The following is a 21,574-nucleotide window of genomic DNA, read 5'->3' as shown; positions in this document are numbered from 1 at the left end:
ATGCTTACCCAGCTTTTCCAGATTGCCTTGCGCAATGATCGCGACGTCGTCCAGGCTCGCCAGAAGGCGCGGGAAATCGCCGCCTCGCTGGGCTTGGACAACCAGGATCAGATCCGGCTCGCGACCGCCACCTCAGAGATGGCGCGCAATGGCTTTCGGTATGCCCACAACGCCAAGGTGAACTTCCTGGTGTCGCTGGAACCGCCCAAGCGTATAGAAGTCGTGGTCTCCGATTCAGGCCCGGGTATTCGCAACCTTGATGAGGTTCTGGCCGGCCGCTACCGGTCGGAGACGGGTATGGGCCTGGGGATCATCGGTACCCGGCGCCTGATGGACGAGTTTGAAATCGTCAGCAGTGCTGAAGGCACCTCGGTGCGAATGTCCAAGTTCGCCCCAAACCAGGGCCTGAGCTGGAATCCAAATAGCATCCAGGAAGCAGTTCGCACCATTCAGCGTCGCGCCCCTGACGACCCTTTCACTGAAATTGAGCGGCAGAATCGCGAGCTGCTCAAAACCCTTCAGGAATTGCGCTCTCGCCAGGAAGAACTGGAGCTGTTGAACCGCGAGCTTGAGGACACCAATCGCGGTGTCGTCGCCTTGTATGCGGAACTGGACGAGCGCGCAGACTACCTCCGTCGCGCCTCTGAACTGAAAACCAAGTTCCTTTCCAACGTCTCCCACGAGTTCCGGACACCGCTCAATTCCATCGTTTCGCTCGCCCGCTTACTCCTCGATCGCATCGATGGTGAACTGACTCCCGAACAGATGAGGCAGGTCCGCTATATGGAGTCATCCGCCCGCGACCTGCAGGAAATGGTCAACGACCTGCTCGATCTTGCCAAGGTTGAGGCCGGCAAGATTCGCATGCGCCCCAAGCGCTTCGACGTCCACGAACTCTTCAGCGCCCTCAAGGGCATGCTCAAGCCGCTGCTGGCTGACAATACCTCCGTCGATCTATTGTTTGAGGACGCATCCGCGCTGGCCCCCCTGCATACCGATGAAGGCAAGGTCTCGCAAATCCTGCGCAACCTCATTTCCAATGCCCTCAAGTTCACCCCCTCCGGTACCGTTTCAGTGCGCGCCCGCAGCATCGAGAACAGACGCGTCGAGTTTGCTGTCGCAGATACCGGCATCGGCATCGCACCCGAGCATTACGAAACGATCTTCAAGGAATTTAGCCAGGTCGAGAATCCCCTCCAGGATCGCTACCGCGGAACAGGCCTGGGCCTTCCGCTTTGCCGAAATCTCGCCATGCTGCTCGGCGGAGAGATTGCCCTCCAAAGTGAACTGGGACGCGGATCGACCTTTTACCTCACCATCCCATCCGTGTATGTCGGAGAGGCTGTCTCCACCGAAGAAGGCGAGTCTCTGCCCGCACCCGAATTCCATCGCATGCCTGTCCTCTATCTCGAAGACAACCCGAGTGAGGCGCATTACGTCGAAGCATCGTTGCGCGAGACCGAATTCCAGCCGATCCTCGCATCCACTGTCGCGCAAGCCGAGTTGTGGACCGAGCGGCACACCCCGGCGGCGGTCCTCGCCGACGTCTACGTCGGCGAGGAGCAGGCCTGGAGCTTCATCGACCGAATTCGGGATCGTAATCCGGGGGTCCCTGTGATCGTCACCAGCGCCCACAATCACGCACGAACAGCCTATGACCACGGCGCCAGCTCCTTCCTGTCCAAACCCATCGATCGCGAGAGGCTGCTCTCCGAGTTGCGCCAACTTACTCCCGCACGTGGAACACGACGCCTTCTGATCGTCGACGACAACGAAGTATCCCGCTACGTCCTTCGCCAGCTGCTATCCCAGCCGTGGCTCCAGATCAGCGAGGTCGGCAACGGCACAGAGGCGCTTGACGCTCTGCGCGAGGGTCTTCCTGATGCGATCATCCTCGATCTGCTGATGCCCGACATGAGCGGCTTCGATATCTTGCGCACTCTCCGCTCCAGGCCTGAAACAGAAAACCTCCCGGTTCTGATCTATACCTCTAAGCCCCTGAGCGATCAGGAGCGCACGCAGCTCGAGAATTGGGGAGCCGCTATCGTGCGCAAGGAAGACGTCTCCTCTCGACTGTCCGCACTGCCATTCCTCGATTGGATCAGGACTTCGGGTATCAACCCGCAGCCGTCCGGAGAACACTGATGGCTAACCAGGAGCGCCCCCGCGTGCTGATTGCCGACGACCGCGAGGAGAACCGCTACGTTCTCGCGCGCGCGCTCTCCGCCACCGGATTTCAGTGCCTCGAGGGAATGACTGGAGCCCAGGCCTTGGCTGTCGCAGAAACCCAGCCCGACCTGATCATTCTGGACGTCCGCTTGCCTGATATGTCAGGCTACGAGGTTTGTCAGCGTCTTAAAGCCAACCCCCGCACAGCGTCCATCCCTGTCCTGCAAATCTCCGCTTCCTTCGTCTCCCCTGAAGATCGCGTTCGCGCGCTGGAGGGCGGCGCAGACGGTTATCTGACACACCCCATCGACCGCACCGTGCTGGTGGCTACCGTCCGCTCGTTGCTTCGCATGCGCATCGCCGAAGCAAATGCGCGCAAGTCCGCCACCCAGTGGCAAGCGGCGTTCGATGCCCTCGCCGAGGGCCTGGCCATTCTCGACAGCGATAACCGGCTGGTCCGCTGGAACCGTCCCTTCGAAAGCATCTGCAGCTCGGCTTTTGTGCCATCGAAACGCGGGGCGCCCTGGCCTTTCTTGGCGCCCCTTATGGGTCAGGACGAAGTTCCGTCTCTCGCAGGAACAGAGCGATTTGTGACCGAGTTCTCCATCGGCGGTCGAAGTATCCTGCTCTCGCTCGGGCTCATCAATCCAGAATCCCAGCACAGCGACAAGATCCTGATCCTATCTGACGTAACCGATCGGAAGCTCGCAGAGTACGCACTCCGTACGGCCGAAAAGCTCGCTGCCACCGGCAAACTCGCTCACTCTATTGCCCACGAGATCAACAATCCTCTCGAGGCGCTTACGAACCTCATTTTTCTGGCACGCACTTCAGATGACATCGAGTTCGTGCAAGAGCTCCTCACCAAGGCCAACGCGGAGGTGGAGCGGGTTGGCCGCATCACAAAACAGACTCTCGCCTTCCATCGCGACACGCAGTTGCCGGTATCGCTTGATGTCGCAGCCCTTCTTTCTGAAGTCGTCGCCATGTATCACAGCGTATCGCTGGCGAAGCAGGTGAATCTTGTCCTCGATGCGCGGACCGGACCCCAGGTTCGCGGATATCCCGGCCAACTCAGGCAGGTTTTCAGCAACTTGCTGCGCAATGCCGCCGAGGCTGCTCCGCGCAACTCAAACGTCATCGTTCGCGTGCGAACTGTAGAACGCCACGGGATTCGTGGGGTCCGCGTTACCGTGCACGATCGCGGACCCGGCATTCCCCACGACATTCGCAAACGCCTGTTCGATCCGTTCTTCACCACCAAGGAACTCAAGGGATCCGGCCTCGGTCTCTGGGTCTCCCAAGGACTTGTCTCTCGCCACAATGGCACCATCCGCTTCCGCTCTTCGGAACGTGCTGCCGCTCATGGCACCACGTTTGAGGTCTTTCTGCCTGAGGATCATCTTCCTGTGTCAGGTGAAGCCGCCGAGCCCGTGTACGTCCGCACTGCATCTTGATTGCCATCGAGAGGTGCGATGAGGCCAGATCCGTCTGAAAGGGCCGGCGTTTTGTCTGGCCTCGAGGCTGCTCACTTCCACCACCGCTCTAATGGCAAACCGTTCCGTTGATGGCAAATGAAGTTGGAACTGCGTTTGTCTTGTTGTTCCAGCTCCCATTAAACCCTGCGCCTGTGTAAGTTGCGCCGGGCGCTATCGAGCCGTTATAGCTCAGGTTCGTTACGGTCACGTTCGCTCCGCTCTGCGATACGTTCCCATTCCACAGTTGCGTAACCGTCTGCCCGTTGGCATATGTCCACGTGAGTATCCAGTGAGAGATTGCCACTGTTCCTGTATTGCCGATGGTCAATGCGGTCTGAAATCCACCTGGCCATGAATTGATGATCGAGTAACCAACGTGGCACGCAAATCCTGACTGGATGGTCAAAGAAACGATCGTGCTCGCAGACAGCCCTCCTGAAAGACCAGTCACCGTGATCGCATAGGTGCCGGGCATCGCGGAGGTGCTCGCGGTAAACATCAATACGCTGCTGCCTGATGTGGGGTTTGTGCCAAAACTGGCAGTTACGCCGCTTGGCATGCCGTTAGCCGAAAGGGTGACCGCGGAGTTAAAGCCGTTCTGCCCGATCACGCTGACAGTATCGGTAGCGTTGCTGCCCGCACTCAGAGCCAGCGAGCCCGAAGAGACGCTGAGGGTAAAAGTGGGCACCGCTGTTACCTGAATGACAACCGAGGCTGTCGTGGAGTTATAGTCCACGGAGTCGGTTGGAGTGAACACCGCATTGAGTGTCTGCGCTCCGACAGAGAGCGCCGTGCCCGCGGCGGGCGAGTAGGCAAACGCCCCCGGAACCGAAGCTGTCGCGTCCAGTTGAGTAGACGTGAGCGGTGTGCCCGCGGTGATCGGCGCGGGGGTGGGCCACGTGATCGTGGGCGTCGCCTTATTAACCGCCAGCATCACTGTTGATGTCGTGGCCGTATAGTCAGTAGTATCGGTTGGCGTAAACGTCACTGTGAGCGTCTGCGTGCCCGCTGCCGGAATAACTCCCGCCGCCGGCGAGTAAACGAAGGTTCCTGCAATCGTGGAACTCGCATTGAGTTGCGCGGACCCAAGAGCTGTTCCGTAGGTGATGGCTGCGGGCGAATTCCAGGTGATCGGCGCCGCCGCCTTGTTCACTGTCAGTGCTACCGTGCTGGTCACCGGGCTGTAATTTGCGGAATCGGTCGGATTGAAGGTAGCTGTGAGTGTCTGATTGCCGGCACCCAAAACTGCCCCGGCCGCGGGCGAATAAGTGAATGTTCCTGCAACGCTCGCCGAGGCATCCAGTTGCGTTGCAGTCAACGCATTGCCGTACACGATTGCAGCAGGAGCAGGCCACGTGATCGATGGCGCCGCCTTGTTGACGGTGAGAGAAACACTTGCTTGCGCCGTCTGGTAGTCGGCCGAATCAGTGGGCGTTAATACAGCAGTGAGCGTTTGCGTCCCGGCTGAGAGCACCGTCCCAGCGCCCGGCGAATAGCTCACGGTTCCGGGGACACTACCAGTGGCATCCAACTGCACTGAACTAAGAACTGTTCCGTAGCTGATCGCTGCGGGCGCATTCCAGGTGATCGACGGAGTTGCCCTGTTTACTGTGAACGTCACAGTTGCGGTAGCCGTCGTGTAGTCGGTCGTATCGGTTGGCGTAAATATCACCGTCAGCGTTTGGCTCCCCGCCGCCAAGACTGTTCCTGCTGCTGGCGAGTAACTGAAAGTCCCGGCTACCGTGGAACTCGCATTGAGCTGCGCTGAGGTAAGAGATGTGCCGTAGGTGATGGCAGTGGGCGCATTCCAGGTGATTGATGGAGTTGTCTGAATCGCACCCGTGCCAGTAAGAGCGATGGTCTGCGTCGCAGCCGTATTCAGATTGTTATCTGTCAGAGTCAACGTCTCCGCCAGAGAACCGGAACTGGTCGGCGCAAAGCTCACTGATAACTCGCAGCTAGCCGCGGCCGCCAGTGTCGCCGCACTTGCTGATTGGCTGTCCAGCAGCGGGCAATCAGACTGCCCCGTACTGCCCAGCGTGAAATCAGTTCCGATGCTGGGATTGCTACCGGCCGCAGGAACGGGAAAGGAGAGCGCAGCGTTGCCGTTGTTCTCCACGGTCACAATCTGCGGACTGTCCGCGCTGGTTGTACCCACCCGTGTGCTGGTGAAACGCAATGTGGGTGCATCAGCAAAGTCCACTTTCACAACTTCGTCCAAAGGCGGATACCCGGTATAGACGTTCCCGTTTTGATCAACCGCAACACCCCATGGACCCCAGGGACGCGCTAGATCGCTGACAGCTGTGCGCTGGACATATCCGTCCGAAGTCTGCGTCTCCTTGATGATGGTACCTGTCGATTGATCCACAAAAAACACATTGCCGAGTCCATCGACAGCAATTGATTCCACCTCCGTCCATTCGGCCACAGGTATCGTTGTTTGAGTGTAAGCGCCGTTTGAAAGCGTCTCCTTGAACAGAGTTCCCGAGCCGTCGTTCAGATCAGCGATGTAGAGATTACCGCTCGCGTCTACAGCAACGCTTGACGGGTTATTCAATCCGCTGACGACCGTGCTTCGTGTATAGCCCGTGGTTGAGGGCGTCTCCTTCAGGACGAGACTGTTCGAGGCGCCGTCCGCAACGTTGTCTGCGATGTAGACATTTCCACTAGCGTCCACGGCTACCCCATAGGGATAGCCAAATCCGCTGTCGACCGTACTCTGAACATAGCCGCTCGCCGTGAGAGTTTCCTTCAGCACGCGCATGTTTCCCATGTCCGCGATGTAGAGATTGCCGGCTCCATCGACAACAACCTGGTATGGGTCGCTCAATCCGGTGGCAATGGTGGTCTCCGTGTAGCCGCCGTCAGACGCGGTTTCCTCCACCAGAGTCTGAGCACCGTTTTCTAGAACGAAGAGGTTTCCGGCGCCATCGATTGCAACGTCGAGAGGCCCCGAGCCAGCCGCGACCGGAATGCTAATCTCCGTTCCGGGGTTGAAGTTCACCTGCGGCCCCACTCCTGTTCCTTGAACGTAACCGGTGGCAATGACACTGCCATCAGGCGCCGTCAGCACCACTGCCCCATTGCGGGAACCCGGATACCGCGGCGTGAAGCTCACGTTGACGGTGCAGGTCTGGCCCGCCGCATAACTCGTGTTTGCAGTGCACGTTCCTGAGCGAGCATCGGTGTAATCCAGCCCTGAGGCTCCCTGCGTCAGAACCGAAACGCCACCCAGGGTTCCAGCATCGTCGAACGTGAACATCATCGGAATCGGCGGAGCGCCCTCGCCAATGTTGACCTGACCGAAGTTCGTCCCAGAGGGCGCCAATTCGGCCACAGTTCCATCCAGATTTCTTGCATGCCCGATGAAGATGTTCCCGCTCGAAGCGAGAGACGATGTGCCGAAGATGGAGGCAGTCTGTGCCCCGTCAAAGTGTGCAGTCTGCGCTGCTGCCCAAAAACCAACACCCAAGAGCATGAACACCGCAGTGACTCGCCTGACAGTGCGCCTGAAGTCTCTCCCAAGACAGCGCGTCATGGATGTAGTGAACGTAGCAGACATCAAACGAACAGAGAACCCCATAAGCTTCACCCCTGGCCCGCGGCCCCGAAGAACAAACTTTGTCCTCGAACAGACGAATACAGGTCAGTTGCTAGCCAGCTATAGCTGCGGCAGTCTGGCAAGCATCTCAATCCACTGTTCGTTTGTTTGAGTGAGGCGAGTCTAACATCTTTCTTGGAAGCTGAGAAAGAGAGTTACAGAATGTATATAGCTCGGCAGCAACTTTAGTAACTGCACGGACTCTTCCTTGTTGAATTGTTCAAACAGACTAAAAGATAAGACCTCTCCACTCACAGGTTTCCCTGAATGGGCAGCTCTACTCTTCCACGCTGGCCTGGACCACCAAGTCGGAACCGTTACTGCGTGGCGAAAAGCGCAATCACCTGCGCTTAGTCGCAGGCCGTAGACCAGTCAGGAACGTGTCCAGCATCGCCTTCGCGTCGTGCATGGCCTCGCTGCTGCCCTCAAGGCGACTGATCATCTGCGCACCTTCCAGCGCCGCGATCACGCTGTTCGCGATGCGGCGCGGCTCGACATCCGCCTTGATTTCCTTGCGCTCAATGCCCGCTTCAACAATTGTTGCGATCTTCTGCTTCCACTGCTGCAGAGCTTCGCGAGCCAGCTTTCGAAGCACCGGGTTCCCATCATCTGCTTCGATAGCAGTGTTCATCACCGGGCAGCCGCCGGGAATGGTGGAGCGAACCTCTACGAATCGGCGCACCATGAACTGAACCTGCTCGACGGCTCCTTCGACCTCATCCACTCCGTCCCAGCGCAGATTCATCACCCGTGAGACCGAATATCGGAATGCCTCCTCGGCCAGTTCCTCCTTGCTGCTGAAGTGCCGATAAAGGCCGCCCTTCTCAAGCCCCGTCGCTGCCATGATGTCCTGCATCGAGCAACCCGCATAACCAAGCTGGTTGAACAGCGGCGCAGCCAGCTCGATGATCTTCTGCCGCGTCTCCTCGCCCTTCGTCATCCTCACCTCTCATCACGGCAAAAACGAATCTTGAATCCGCGAAGAACCCTCTCGAATCTCTATATGCAAATGAGACCGATCGGTCGCATTTAGTTTACACCCGATTTCCGTTGAGGAGCAACACCAATGAAATTCGCCGAAAGCCAGCGCGCACGGTTTCCGATGACAGCCCCGATCTTCCTGGCTTCCGTTCTGGCCCTTTCAATCGCCGCCGGCGCCCAGGCTTTCCCCGATGGCGGTGCGCCTGCTGGTTACGGCTCCATCAACACCCCGCGCCCCATCAATCCCGCTGCAGGCACCACGAGCCCAAGCGCGCGCGCCACGCAGAACCTGAATCCGTATCTCGGCAGCACCCCTCACGGCGTGGCGACCAATGACACCTTGCACATTAGCCTTGAAGACGCCATCGCCCGCGGGCTGCAATACAACCTCGGCCTCATCGACAGCCAACAGGCCGGCGCCGATGCACGCGCGCAGCGCGAACGCGCTTTGTCGGCGCTGTTGCCGCAGATTTCCGCCCGCGCCGAGCAAACCTACCAGCAGCTGTCACTTAAAGCCATCGGCTTGAGATTGCCCCCGCAGGCAGGCTTTCATCTGCCGCCCACCACCGGCCAGTTCGGATACTCCGAAGCCCGCATCGCCGCCGAGTCGCCGCTGCTGAACATCTCTCTGCTTGATCGTTATCGCCAGCAGAAGGCTCTTGAATCCGCATCCGTGCTGGCGACAAAGGATGCTCGCGACGTCGTTGTATTCGCAGTGGGAGCAGCCTACTTCCAGGTGATCGCGAGCCAGGCCCGCGTTCAAACCGCGCAGGCCGCTCTCGCATCCGCGGTCGAACTCAACCGGCAGGTCACCGACCAGTTCAAATCAGAGATCTCCCCTGAAATAGACACCCTCCGCGCCAACGTGGAAATGCACACAGCGGAGCAGCGCCTGACGGACGCGCAGAACGATCTCGAAAAAGATAAGCTCACACTCGACCGCATCATTGGCATTCCGCTTGATCAAGCGTGGGCTCCCGCAGGCGATTACGGCTACTCGCCTCTGCTTCCCGAAGCGTCGGCGCCTGCGAAAAGCAAGCCCATTCGCTTTGACGTGGCAAGCGCGAAAGCTACCGTAGCCGCCTCGCAACTGCGTTTGCGCGCAGCTCAGGCAGAACGCCTGCCGGAGGTCTCGTTTCACGCAAGCTACGGCGGTGGCGGCGTCAATCCTGCAAACTACAATCGCGTCGACGAAATTACCGGCAACGTCTCCGTTCCTCTTTTCACCAGCGGCCGCATTCGCTCTGACGTCCATGCAGCGCAGAGCGATCTTGCGCAGCGCCGCGCGGAACTGTCCGACCTGGAAGGCCGCGCCGCATACGACGTGCGCACCGCAGAGCTTGATGCCAGGGCGTCGGAGTCCGGCGTCAAGGTTGCGGCCGAAAACCGCACTCTAGCTGAACGCGCTCTCGCTCAGTCGCAGGACCGTTACACGAACGGTGTGACCAACTACCTCGAGGTCCTCCAGGCACAAGAGGCCGTGGTGGCCGCCGACGAAAACTACATCGCGAGCCTCTTCTCTTTCAATGTCGCCAAGGTTTCGCTCGCCCGCGCCCTCGGATCCGCTGAGTCGCGCATCCCCGAATTCTTTGGCACACCCGAGCCCACGCGTTGAACTTCGTCAGAACAGGAGCATCTCTATGGCTACAGCAGTAAATCCGGCCCCCGCAGCGGGCCCCGAGCTTATCTCGGAAACACACCTCGCCTCCAAATCCTTCTGGAGCCCCAAACGAATAGCTCTCGCTGCGGCTCTCCTCATCGCCGCCGCTGCCGGAACCGCGTGGTGGCTCTATGCGCGCCAGTTCGAGACTACAGACGACGCGCAGGTCGACGGCCATTTCGCGCAGCTCAGCACGCGCGTCAGCGGAACCGTCGTTGAGGTAAACCCGCAGGTTGAGAACGATCATTACGTCACCGCCGGAACCATCATCATGCGGCTCGACCCCCGTGATTATCAGGCCGACCTCGACCATGCGCGCGCCATTTTCATAACGAAGCAAGCCGAAGCCAATTCGGCTGGTCTGCAAGTATCTATCACCCACGCCACCGCCCTCAGCCGGCTCCACGTCGCCCAGGCGGAAGAGAAGGTCGCGATGGAAAGCGTCGCTGAAGCAGAAGCCGCGCTCGATGCAGCGCACACCCGTGTGCGGCAGGATGCCGCTGTAGCCGCTCACGCCGAACGCGATCGCGTTCGCTATGCGGCCCTTGTCGAGAAGCGCGAAATCTCGCGGTCCTATTACGACGCGCGTGAGACCGAGTCGAAGACCTCCGCCGATGCGCTTGCCGCAGATCAGGCAGCCGAAGCCGCGGCGGCACGCAAAGTCGCTGAAGCCGAGCGCACGGTCGCGCAGCGCCGCGCCGAGATCGATGCCGCCGAAACCGCTCCGCAGCAAATTTCCGACGCTCGTGCCCAGTCCGCATCGGCGAACGGCGCTCTCGAACAGGCTCGCGCCGATGTGCGCACAGCCGAGTTGAACCTCAGCTATACAACCGTCTACGCACCTGTCAGCGGCGTCATCGGCCACAAAACGGTGGAAGTCGGCAATCGCATTCAACCCGGCCAGACACTGCTCACCATCGTTCCCATCGATGACATATGGGTCACCGCTAACTTCAAGGAGACGCAGCTTCGCCGCATGCACGCCGGTGAACAAGTCACGGTCCACGTTGACAGCTTCGGCCGCGACTATCGCGGCACCGTCGAAGATCTCGCCGGCGCATCCGGTCCGCTCTTCAGCCTCTTCCCTCCTGAGAACGCTAGCGGCAACTACGTCAAGATCGTCCAGCGATTCCCTGTTCGCATACACATCGACGCCGGCCAGGACCCCGAGCATCAGCTTCGTCCGGGCATGTCCGTTGAAGCCAAGGTACGCGTTCGCTAAACAACGACTGAACAGGGGAATCTCAATGAGTACTACGCAGGAAATCCTGATCCACGATTCGGGCGTTCGCACCATGACCAGGTCAGTGAATCCGTGGTTCATCGCCGCCACCGTCACCATCGCGGCATTCATGGAACTGCTCGACACATCCATCGCCAACGTAGCTCTTCCTTACATCGGCGGCGGCCTGGGACGCAGCTACGACGAAGTGACCTGGATCCTGACCACATATCTCGTGGCGAACGCCATCGTGCTGCCCATGACGGCATGGCTCAGCCGGCTCATGGGTCGCAAGAACTACTACCTGCTCTGCGTGCTGCTCTTCTCCGTATCCTCTCTGTTCTGCGGCCTCGCTCCGTCGCTCGGCTTCATGCTGCTCTTCCGCATTCTGCAGGGCATCGGTGGAGGCGGTCTCGCTCCCGTGGCGCAGGCCATTCTCGTCGACACCTTCCCGCCAGCCAAGCGCGCCGCGGCATTTGCGCTCTACACCATCGTCATCGTCACCGCCCCGGCAGTGGGTCCCGTCCTCGGCGGTTGGATCACTGACAACTACGACTGGCGCTGGATCTTCTTCATCAACGTGCCCATCGGCATCGTGGCCATGTGGCTCTCCAACCGCCTCATTCATGATCCCGAGGATTTTACGCGCGAACGCAAACAGGCTAAAGCTGAAGGGAAGATGACAATCGACGGCACCGGCATCGCACTCATCACGCTGGCCTCCGCCGCTCTTGAAATCGCTCTCGACCGCGGTCAGATCGACGACTGGTTCGGCAGCACCTTCATCACCACAGCGATCTTCGTCGCCGTCTTCGGCTGGATCGCCACCGTCGTTTGGGAGGGCCGAAATCCGAATCCCATCATCGATTTTCAGCTGCTCACCAACCGCAACTTCGCCATTGCGAGCATTCTCTTCTTCATCTTCGGCGTCGGCCTCTTCGGAACCACCACGCTCATTCCGCAGATGCTGCAATCCCTCTATGGATACCGCGCCATCGATGCCGGCCTCGTGCTAGGTCCTGGCGCCCTGGTCATCACCGTACTCGCACCCATCTCGGCCCAGTTGCTGCAGCGCCGCATGGTCACACCGAAAGCTCTGGTTGTCGCGAGCTTCGTCATCGTCGCCATCGCCATGTTTGTATACAGCGACATGACACTCGACGTCGACAGCAGCCACTATGCGTGGATCCGCGCGCTCCAGGGACTCGGTTACGGACTCTTCCTCGTGCCCGTCAATGTCATCGCCTACTCGCAGCTTCGCCCCGACGAAAACAACAAAGCGTCGAGCCTGACCAATCTCTTCCGCAATTGGGGAGGCAGCTTCGGTATCGCTTTCATCACCACCGCCAGCGACCGCCGCCAGAATCTGCATCAATCCACCCTCGGCTCAAACCTCAGCGCCGCATCACAGTCCATCCAGCAGGGAGCGCATGCGCTCGCATCGCAACTCGCGCAGCATGGATTCACGAGTGCAGACGCAGGCCCGGCAGCGCTTGGCCTCGTCTACGAGCGCCTCCTTCACGAAAGCCTCTTCTTGGCATTCATGGATTGCTTCCGCGTGCTCGGCTGGCTTAATCTCCTGGCGCTTCCGCTGGTGTTTGCGATCCGCAAGTTCAAGCCGCAAGGAGACGCTCCTATCGGACACTGAATCCAGGCCTTACCTGTTCAAAGCCGGTTCCGTGCGCTAGACATCGTTCCCAAGCTTGAAGATCGGCTCCAGCCCCTTGCCTCCGCTCAGCAGCGCCTGCTCCTCGTGCGCTTCGAGCGGCTTGTAGTGCTGCGCCACATCCATCGCCAGCCGGAAGTACTTCTCATCCCCCGGCGGAATCGCCGCAGTGATCGGATGTCCCAGCGTCCACCGCAGTCCCAGCGACGCCTCATCAGGAAATGCCGCCGGCTGATACCAGCACTTCGGCTCGGGATGATCCTTCTTCTGCCCTTCAGGCCACATCGTCTTCGCCATCGCTTTCAGGGCCAGAATCCCCACGCCCTTCTCTTGCGCCTTTTTCAAAATCTGCGGCCCGAAGCTCGCCTGCGAAAACAGCACCCAATTCACCGGAAAGAGAATCGTGTCGAACGGATACCGCTCCAGCGCTGCTACGGCTGTCTCCGCCGAGTGCACGCTGAATCCGATGAAGCGAATCTTCCCTTCTCTCTTCGCCGCCTCCATCGTCTCCATCGCGCCGCCCGGCCCCAGCACCTGGTCCAGTTCCTTCATCTTCGTTAACGCGTGGAACTGATACAGGTCTACGTGATCGGTCTTCAGCAGCCGCAGCGACTCCTCCAACTGCTTCCGCGACTCGTCTTTCGTGCGGCCCTCTGTCTTGCACGCCAGAAACACATTCTTCCGATACGGCGCCAGCGCCGGCCCCAGCCGCTCCTGCGCATTTCCATAGCTAGGCGCAACGTCGAAGTAGTTGATCCCGCGATCCACGGCCTCAGCCACGATATTCGAGCTCGCGCCCTCGGTCTCGTTCATCACCACAATGCCGCCGAATCCAATCATCGACAGCTTCTCGCCGGTTTTGCCCAGGGCCCGTTTCGCAATTGGTTGTGAGGGAGTTTTGTTCGATGCGTGCATCGAAGATGCCGCTGAAGCCGCGGCCGCAGTCATAGCCGCCTGCTTGATGAACAGTCGCCGTTCCATATCGCCCTCCATCTGCGTCGGAGTTGGAACGAACGCAGGACCGAATCCTGCATTTGACCTCATTCTTGCACAGACAATTCCGACCCGTCGCGCCGGATCTTTAAGAATTGTGAAGAGCCCGCCCTCATCAGCGGGGTGTCTTTATCTCGCGATCCCCAGAACTCGCGCGGTTTCCTGATCTGCCGGGTAGAAGGCCTCCAGCGACAACTCCGAAAGCGTGATCTCCACCGGCGTACCGAACACCGTCACAGTGCTGAGAAACGAGAGCACGCCCCTCGAGGTCCTGAGCCGAAGCGGCAGCGCAACGTCATTGGCCACAGAATCGCTTACGCTGCTCGCATGTTCGCTCGAACCGGCAGGATAACTACTCAGCTCGTTCAGGAGATCATTCAATGCGGGATCGCGCGAAATTCGAAATTGACGCCGCAAGCGTTCGAGCAGGTGATGGCGCCACTCCACCAGATTCACAATCTTCGGAGCCAGTCCTCGTGGATGAAGGCTGATGCGCAGCGCGTTCGCTGGAGGCTTGAGCAGCTCCGCAGCCACTCCTTCCAGCAATGCGCCAAGGGCCGCGTTTGCCCCAACAATGTTCCAATGCCGGTCAACAGTCAGCGCAGGATAAGGCTCATGCGCTTTCAAAAGCAGTTCAAGAGCCGTCCTCGCATGAGCCAGCGTCGGATCTTCCAGCCTGCGATCACCATAAACCGGCGAGTAACCTGCCGCCAGAAGCATCACGTTGCGCTCCCTGAAGGGAACCTCCAGACGCTCTGCCAGATGCAGCACCATTTCTCTGGAGGGGGTCGCTCGCCCGCTTTCGATAAAGCTGAGATGTCGCTGCGACACCTCAGCTTCGAGCGCTAGATCGAGCTGGCTGAACCGCCTGAGTTCACGCCATGAGCGAACCATCTTGCCTACAGTGTGGACTCCATCAAGCATGGGTTGCACGTTATCGGTTCGTCTGCCCAGATTCAATTACCTCCCACGTAATTGCCCGGCTCCCTCTTTTACCACACGATTGGGGACGAAGCGATTTCACGATGGAGGAACTGCTCATGAAACTCGATCGACGCCAGGTCATTCGAAGCGCTGCCTGGGGCGCTGCAGCACTCACGCAAGCAACTTCCATTCTCCCCCAATCCGAATCCAATGAAACACAGCGGGCCGCCCGTAGCCAGCCGTTCATAACCGCGCGGGATGGAACGAGGCTCTTCGTGCAGGATTGGGGGTCGGGCCGCCCGATCATCTTCCTCAGCGCCTGGACTTTTCAATCGAATGTTTGGGGACACCACATGGCCGCTCTTACCGCGCACGGATTCCGCTGCGTGGCTCCTGATCGCCGCGGGCATGGCCGCTCCGACGCATCCGCCACTGGGTACGATCTCGATACATTGGTCGACGACGTGTCGCGGATCATGGATCAGCTCGACCTGCGAGACGCCGTGCTCGTCGCCCACTCCATGGGATCATTCGAAGCCGTTCGCTACCTGGCGAGTCACGGATCAAGCCGCGTCGCGCGACTTGTGATGGCCGCCCCTTCAACTCCGTTTTCAACCAGGACCGCAGACAATCCAGAAGGATGGCCGGCAGAAGCGATCGAAGCGCAAACACAACTCATTGCCAGAGACTTTCCACGATGGATTGAACAGAATGAAGGCCCCTTCTTCACACCCGATACGTCTCAGGGAACCCGCACCTGGATCAAGAACATGATGACCAGCCTTTCCTTGCCGGTCGCGTTGGCGACTCGATCCGCGACGCTGGCTGTGGACGTTCGCCCGGATCTGGCGAAGATCTCCTGCCCCACGCTGATTGTCCATGGAGACAAAGATGTCAGTGCTCCTATTGCCGTGACTGGCGCCCGGACTGCCCGCCTCATTCGAAATGCGAAGCTGATCGTCTACCCCGACGCACCGCACGGAATCATCCTGACGCATCAGGAGCGATTCCTTTCCGATCTCCTCACGTTCATCAAGGCTTGAAACACGCCAGTGGCTCCAGCAAATGGAGCAGATGAGATCACCTTGGTTCATTGCACCGGTGATAGCCATCACGGATGCTGACCCCACAAAACGCTACTCTTCATCAAGGGCTGTGTTTCCTCAGGTGAAGCACGGCCCTGTGGGTTTTCAGGGGGAGTTTACTAGAAAATTAGCTACCCCTCCCCCTGTTTTTACTTCTCCATTCCTTCGCCTTTGGTCGGGTATTAATTCGATAAAACAAACATAAATAACGACTTACATAGGGGTATCTAAAATAGTAGATTTCTTAGGCGATCAAAAGACGAAGCTTCCCAGAAAGTTAGTTAATAGTAAACAGGAAGCAGATCCTAGCGCTTATCGTAAACCGAACCGCCTGGCCAGATCAGGAATGTCCCACTACCTTCCCAGTTGTGCGAGGAAGAACCCGAACAGCACCAGGACACCCACCATCATCCCCACAGCCACTCGTAGCTTCATATCGAACGTATCCCGCGGCGATCCGATCCGCGGCACCATCGGCACCGCAAACAGCAAGCCTGAGGCGCATCCACCCAAGTGGGCCCAGTTATCAATCGCCACACCCGTCCGGCTCGACCCGAAGTTGATCGAAAACCCGATTACTAGGTTGATCGCGGCGAAGTAGATCACCGATTTGCGGATCTTCTTCAGCTCTTCCGGAGGCACAGGGAGCCGCGTGGACTTCAGCAGCACAATCAGCGCTCCGGCAATCCCAAAGATCGCGCCTGACGCGCCTACACCAGCCGGAAACGCCATCCACGCCGGCACGCCCGGCGGGAAAGGCGAGGACGGCGCGTTGCCAATCCAATTGAAGAACGTCGACAGCAGATTCCCCGCAGCGCCGGTCAGGATATACACCGCAAAAACGCCGAAGGTACCCATGAGCGGCTCGGCCAGCATAGCCAGGTTCCACAGGCACCACATGTTCAGGCCCAAATGCAAAATCCCGCCGTGCACAAACATCGCCGTCACAATGCGCCACCACTGGCCGTCCACCAGAACAGCCCCGGCATTGTTCGCCCCCCACAGCATCAGGCTGGGAGAGTTGGGCGTAATGGGGCTCACGCCCCCCAGCACCATAAAGACGTAAACCGCAATATTGATGCCCAGCAGCGTATAGGTTGCGCGAGCCGACGACCACGTCGGCCGCCTGCGCGTGGGCGGCGGCTGTGGCGGAGCATACTCCACATAATCGTTCTGCGGACGAGGCGCGTACGCCTCAGGCGGCAGGATCTCCGGCGTAGGTCCGGGACCCGGCTCCCATCCGCGATAGTCCCGCCCATGAAACGGCGGTGGGGGATTGCTTCCCATTCCTTCACTCTAACCGATTTACGTTTCACCCTCTCCCCGCACAATCACCAGTAGCCACTTCGCAACCGAAGCCCGCGTACGAAGACGAACGTCGGTCCCGTGTCCCTCTGGACCCTGCTTACTGGTCCCTGGTGCCTGGTCCCTGCCTTTTGGTCCCTTGTCCCTTTGTCCCTGCCTTTCTATTCCCTACTCCCTATTCCCCGCGTTTCTGTTCCCTGTTCCCCGATCCCTGGTGCCTGCCTCTAGTACCCTATTCTGTTGGCCCCGCATGCGTCTGAACCGATGCGAATAGTGGGCGAGAAAGAAGGAGCAAAACGTGAGCGCGGAGAAGAAGATCCGGCGTGCCCTGCTGAGCGTCACCGACAAGACCGGCCTGGTCGAGTTCGCCCAAACCCTTGCCGGCTTCGGCGTCGAGCTGGTCTCCACCGGCGGCACCGCCCGCGCCCTCCGCGATGCCGGCCTCACCGTGAAGGACATCAGCGACCTCACCGGCTTCCCGGAGATGCTCGACGGCCGCGTAAAAACGCTCCATCCCAAGGTCCACGGTGGTCTGCTCTACATCCGCGGCAATGCCGAGCATGAGGCTGCGGTCGCCGAGCACCAGATCCAGCCCATCGACATGGTTGTAGTGAACCTCTACGCCTTCGAGAAGACCGCCGCCCAGCCCGGCGTCGCGTTCGGCCACCTCATCGAGAACATCGACATCGGCGGCCCCTCCATGGTCCGCTCCGCCGCCAAAAATTTCGAAGACGTCGCCATCGTCACCCGCGTCTCCGACTACCCCACACTGACCGAAGAGCTCACGGCCACCGGTGGCTCCCTGGGTCGCGAGACCCGCTGGCGTCTCGCCAAACAGGCCTTCGCCACCACCGCTGCTTACGACACCGCCATCGCCAACACCCTCGAACAGATGGGCGAAGCTCCCCTACCCGCCCAGCCGGTCGAGAAGAAATCGATCGAGTTCCCCTCTAGCCTCCGGATCAATCTCAACCTCGCCCAGTCGCTCCGCTACGGCGAAAACCCCCACCAGCGTGCCGCCCTCTATTCCGACGGTTCCGGCCTCGGTGTTGCCAACGCCAGGCAGCTTCAGGGCAAAGAGTTGAGCTTCAACAACCTGGTCGATCTCGACGCCTGCTGGGAGCTGGCCCAGGAGCTCAAGCCCACCGACGCTGACCTGCCCGCCGTCGCCATCATCAAGCACACAAACCCCTGCGGCGCCGCCACCGGCGCAACCGTCCTCGAGGCCTACCAGAAGGCCCTCGCCGCCGACCCCGTCTCGGCCTTCGGCGGCGTCATCGGCATCAACCAGCCCGTCGACGGCGCCGCCGCCGAGGAGATCGCCAAGCTCTTCGTCGAAGCCATTGCAGCTCCGTCCTTTACGCCGGAAGCCCTTGAGGCCTTCTCCCGCAAGAAGAACCTCCGCCTCGTCGAGATTCACGCCGCCCCCGCAAAGCCCGTCGTCAAGCAGGTATCTGGCGGCCTTCTGCTCCAGGACGCCGACACCGGCCGCATCGAGGAAAACGAGCTCGACGTTGTCACCTGGCGTCCCCCTACAGCCGAAGAACTGCGCAGCCTCATCTTCGCCTGGCGCGTCTGCAAGCACGTGAAATCAAACGCCATCGTCTACGCCCGCGACGGCCAGACCATCGGCATCGGAGCCGGCCAGATGAGCCGGGTCGACGCTGCCAAATTCGGTGCCCAGAAGGCAGTTCTTCCGCTCGCCGGCACCGTCGCCGCCTCCGACGCCTTTTTCCCGTTCCCTGACGGACTCGAAGCCGTCGCCGCAGCCGGCGCAACTGCCGTCATCCAACCCGGAGGCTCCGTGAAGGATCAGGACGTGATCGCCGCGGCCGACCGCCTGGGCATGGCCATGGTCTTCACCGGCATCCGCCACTTCCGCCACTGATCGCTACCCCAAAACCAGCGGCCCAATGCGCCAGGCGCGCGGTCGCTGGTTCTGGTTTACTGTTTCGCTAGGTCGTTTTTCAGTGCCTGTCCCTTTTACTAGTTTCACTTGCCACTAACACCAAAGTGGCGAAATTCCTGCTGTTTCTGGCGACGAACGAACCAATTGGCGCGTAAAATCGTCTCTAATACAGGGTGCCCTAACACACCGGCTGCCCCGGCAGCCCTGTCGGCCTCCACCACAGGCAAGGATCCCCATACGTGATCATGAGACGCGAAGACTTTTTGCCGTTAATTTGCCTTTCCCTCGCTGTTTGCGCCGCGCACGCCCAATCCCCGACTCCCGCGACCACCCCTGCGCCCAGCGCCGCCGCAAAGCCCTCCGACTCTGCTCAGCCCAATCGCGCCTCGGCTTACTACCATGCGGCCCTTGCCGGCATGTACGAGGAGCAGGCAGTCAGTTCCGGCCGCGCCGAGTACGTCCAGCCGGCGATCGAGGAATACAAGGCCGCCATCAACGCCGATCCCGGCGCTGCCGCGCTCTATGATGGCCTGGCCGACCTCTACTTCCGCACCGGCAAGACCCGCGACGCTGAATCCACCGCGCGCGAGGTCATCAAGAACCACCCCAACGATATTGACGCTCACAAGCTCCTCGGCCGCATTTACCTGCGCCAGCTCGGCGAGCAGCAGAACTCCGTCTCCTCGTCTTCGCCTTCCGGCAACACGCTCGACCAGGCCATCGCCGAATTCGAGAAGATCGTTGCCATTCAGCCCCGTAGCGTCGAAGACCGCATGATTCTTGGCCAGCTCTACACCGTCAAGCACCAGTCGGCCAAGGCGGAAGAGCAGTTCAAGATCGCGCAGGACATCGAGCCCGAATCTGAAGAGGTGGTCCTCAACCTGGCCCGCGTCTACCAGGAGAACAACAACTTCGATCAGGCCGCCAAAGTCCTTGAGGCTGTTCCTGAAAACGACCGCACCGCGCGCATGGAGTTCACCCTCGGCGCCACCTACGACCAGCTCAAGCGCACCAAGGACGCCATCGCCGCCTACAAGCGCGCTGCCGATATGCAGCCCGGCGATGTTCCCACCCTCAACGCCCTGGCCCAGGCGCAGTTCACTGACAACCAGTTCGACGAAGCCCTCAAGACCTACAAAGACCTCGCCCAGGCCGACTCCGAAGACGCCGGCCCCCTGGTCAAGATCTCTGAAATCCAGCGCCGCGAAGGCAAGTACGAAGACGCCCTCGCCACCATTCGCAAGGCGCGCAAGAAGGATCCCGAGAGCCTCGAAGCCGGCTACAACGAAGGACTGCTGCTTGACGTGCTCGGCCGCTACGACGAGGCCGCCACCACCTATCAGCAGATGGTCGATCAAACCTCGCACGCCAACGGCGCTTACACGGCTGAAGAGAAGAACAACCGCAGCATCTTCCTCGAGCGCCTCGGCTCGGTTAACCACGAGCAGAATAAGGTGGACCAGGCCATCGCGGCCTACCAGAAGATGATCGACATGGGCGGCGACTCGGTCAGCCGCGGCTATCAGCTCCAGGTCGACACCTACAACGACGCCAAGATGTTCGAGAAGGCCGTCGAAGTTTCAAAGCAGGCAGTCGCCGCCAATCCAAAGGACCGCGATCTGAAGCTCATGCTCGCCGGCGAGCTGGTTGACTTGGGCAAGAGCGACGACGGCCTCAACATGGCCAAGAGCCTGCTCACCGGCAACGACAGCGACGATCGCTCCATCTACTTCGGCCTCGGCAACATGTACACCCGCCTGCGCCGCTTCAAAGAAGCCGAGGAAGTGCTCGCGAAGGCCACGCCCATGGCCACCCGCAAGGAAGACAAGCTTTATCTTCTTTTCCTCAAGGGCGCGCTCGCCGATCGCCAGAAGCACCTGGAAGAGGCCGAGAGCTACTTCCGCAAGGCGCTCGAGATCGACCCCAACAATGCCATGACCCTCAACTACATGGGCTACATGTTCGCGGACAAGGGTGTGAAGCTTCAGGAAGCTCTCAAGCTGATCCGCAAGGCCGTAGACCAGGAGCCCATGAACGGCGCGTACCTCGACTCCCTGGGCTGGGCGTACTTCAAGCTGGGTGAGTACGAAATGGCAGAGGAGAACCTTCGCCAGGCCGTCGAACGCGACCAGACCGACCCCACCGTGCACGATCATCTCGGCGATCTCTACGAGAAGACGGGCCGGATCCGCCTCGCCGCCGCGCAGTGGGAGCTCTCCGTCACGCAGTATCAGAAGACTCCGCAGACCGACCAGGAGCCCGGCGACATGGCCAAGGTGCAGCACAAGCTCGAAGGCGCGCACGTCCGCCTCGCCAAGCAGGAAAGCACCAGCGGCGTAGTCAAGCCCGAATAACCGCAACCCAAGTGCATCAAAAAAGCCCGCCAATCAGGCGGGCTTTTAACTGCCCACAAAGCTGCTTTAGAGGGGGCACGGCTTTTCCATGAAAACGACTCGCGAAAGGTCACGACTTTTACAGCCCGCTGAAAAATGCCATTCAGAACGTGTCTTGTATCAGGGGCTGCCTTCAGGCAGCCCGCATGCCGCTTCCCTGGTTGACCTGGGGCTTTAGCCCCCGA

At 60.0% G+C, this 21,574-nt stretch carries 13 protein-coding genes; 8 read left to right on the top strand and 5 right to left on the bottom strand.

Translation table 11 applies throughout. The features are described 5' to 3' along the window. Positions 1–2,145, top strand: coding sequence for an ATP-binding protein (locus MOP44_RS12815; protein WP_260796429.1), 2,145 nt, complete (start codon positions 1–3; stop codon positions 2,143–2,145). Beyond that, positions 2,145–3,626 (top strand): ATP-binding response regulator, encoded by a 1,482-nt coding sequence (locus MOP44_RS12810; RefSeq protein ID WP_260796428.1) that lies wholly within the window; start codon positions 2,145–2,147, stop codon positions 3,624–3,626. Before MOP44_RS12815 ends, MOP44_RS12810 begins: the two co-directional genes overlap by 1 nt. Positions 3,627–3,714: 88 nt before the next feature. Here the strand turns inward: MOP44_RS12810 and MOP44_RS12805 are convergent, their stop codons facing one another. Together MOP44_RS12805 and MOP44_RS12800 are read right to left on the bottom strand one after the other, a co-directional pair. Continuing rightward, positions 3,715–7,128 (bottom strand): cellulose binding domain-containing protein, encoded by a 3,414-nt coding sequence (locus MOP44_RS12805; RefSeq protein WP_260796645.1) that lies wholly within the window; start codon positions 7,126–7,128, stop codon positions 3,715–3,717. Between the two features lie 463 nt (positions 7,129–7,591). Further along, complete coding sequence (locus MOP44_RS12800) at positions 7,592–8,191, bottom strand: TetR/AcrR family transcriptional regulator (RefSeq protein ID WP_260796427.1); 600 nt, start codon at positions 8,189–8,191, stop codon at positions 7,592–7,594. Positions 8,192–8,317: 126 nt separating this feature from the next. On the opposite strand from MOP44_RS12800, the gene MOP44_RS12795 reads away from it, so the two are divergent. From MOP44_RS12795 to MOP44_RS12785, 3 genes are read left to right on the top strand one after another with little or no spacing between them, the layout of a single operon-like run. Next, complete coding sequence (locus MOP44_RS12795) at positions 8,318–9,847, top strand: TolC family protein (protein WP_260796426.1); 1,530 nt, start codon at positions 8,318–8,320, stop codon at positions 9,845–9,847. A 25-nt stretch (positions 9,848–9,872) separates the two neighbouring features. Continuing rightward, positions 9,873–11,114 (top strand): HlyD family secretion protein, encoded by a 1,242-nt coding sequence (locus MOP44_RS12790; RefSeq protein ID WP_260796425.1) that lies wholly within the window; start codon positions 9,873–9,875, stop codon positions 11,112–11,114. Positions 11,115–11,139: 25 nt separating this feature from the next. Beyond that, the gene (locus MOP44_RS12785) at positions 11,140–12,762 is read left to right on the top strand and encodes a DHA2 family efflux MFS transporter permease subunit (protein WP_260796424.1); all 1,623 of its coding nucleotides are present in this window, start codon (positions 11,140–11,142) and stop codon (positions 12,760–12,762) included. A gap of 36 nt (positions 12,763–12,798) precedes the next feature. Here MOP44_RS12785 and MOP44_RS12780 read toward each other — a convergent pair whose 3' ends face one another. Both MOP44_RS12780 and MOP44_RS12775 read right to left on the bottom strand, forming a co-directional pair. Continuing rightward, positions 12,799–13,761 (bottom strand): aldo/keto reductase, encoded by a 963-nt coding sequence (locus MOP44_RS12780; protein ID WP_260796423.1) that lies wholly within the window; start codon positions 13,759–13,761, stop codon positions 12,799–12,801. A 141-nt stretch (positions 13,762–13,902) separates the two neighbouring features. After that, complete coding sequence (locus MOP44_RS12775) at positions 13,903–14,733, bottom strand: helix-turn-helix domain-containing protein (RefSeq protein WP_260796422.1); 831 nt, start codon at positions 14,731–14,733, stop codon at positions 13,903–13,905. An 80-nt stretch (positions 14,734–14,813) separates the two neighbouring features. Between MOP44_RS12775 and MOP44_RS12770 the strand changes: the two genes are divergently transcribed. Beyond that, positions 14,814–15,740: an alpha/beta fold hydrolase gene (locus tag MOP44_RS12770; protein WP_260796421.1), complete on the top strand. Its 927-nt coding sequence runs from the start codon at positions 14,814–14,816 to the stop codon at positions 15,738–15,740. 396 nt (positions 15,741–16,136) lie between these two features. Here the strand turns inward: MOP44_RS12770 and MOP44_RS12765 are convergent, their stop codons facing one another. Next, positions 16,137–17,069 (bottom strand): rhomboid family intramembrane serine protease, encoded by a 933-nt coding sequence (locus MOP44_RS12765; RefSeq protein WP_260796420.1) that lies wholly within the window; start codon positions 17,067–17,069, stop codon positions 16,137–16,139. 316 nt (positions 17,070–17,385) lie between these two features. On the opposite strand from MOP44_RS12765, the gene purH reads away from it, so the two are divergent. Beyond that, positions 17,386–18,975, top strand: a complete 1,590-nt coding sequence (purH, locus tag MOP44_RS12760) for a bifunctional phosphoribosylaminoimidazolecarboxamide formyltransferase/IMP cyclohydrolase (protein WP_260796419.1) — start codon at positions 17,386–17,388, stop codon at positions 18,973–18,975. A 266-nt stretch (positions 18,976–19,241) separates the two neighbouring features. Next, positions 19,242–21,350, top strand: a complete 2,109-nt coding sequence (locus MOP44_RS12755; RefSeq protein WP_260796418.1) for a tetratricopeptide repeat protein — start codon at positions 19,242–19,244, stop codon at positions 21,348–21,350. The last annotated feature ends 224 nt before the right edge of the window (positions 21,351–21,574 follow it).

Origin of the sequence: Occallatibacter riparius, from assembly GCF_025264625.1 — a bacterium.
Taxonomy (GTDB): Bacteria; Acidobacteriota; Terriglobia; order Terriglobales; family Acidobacteriaceae; genus Telmatobacter; species Telmatobacter riparius.
This window is presented reverse-complemented; position numbering and strand designations above follow the sequence as displayed.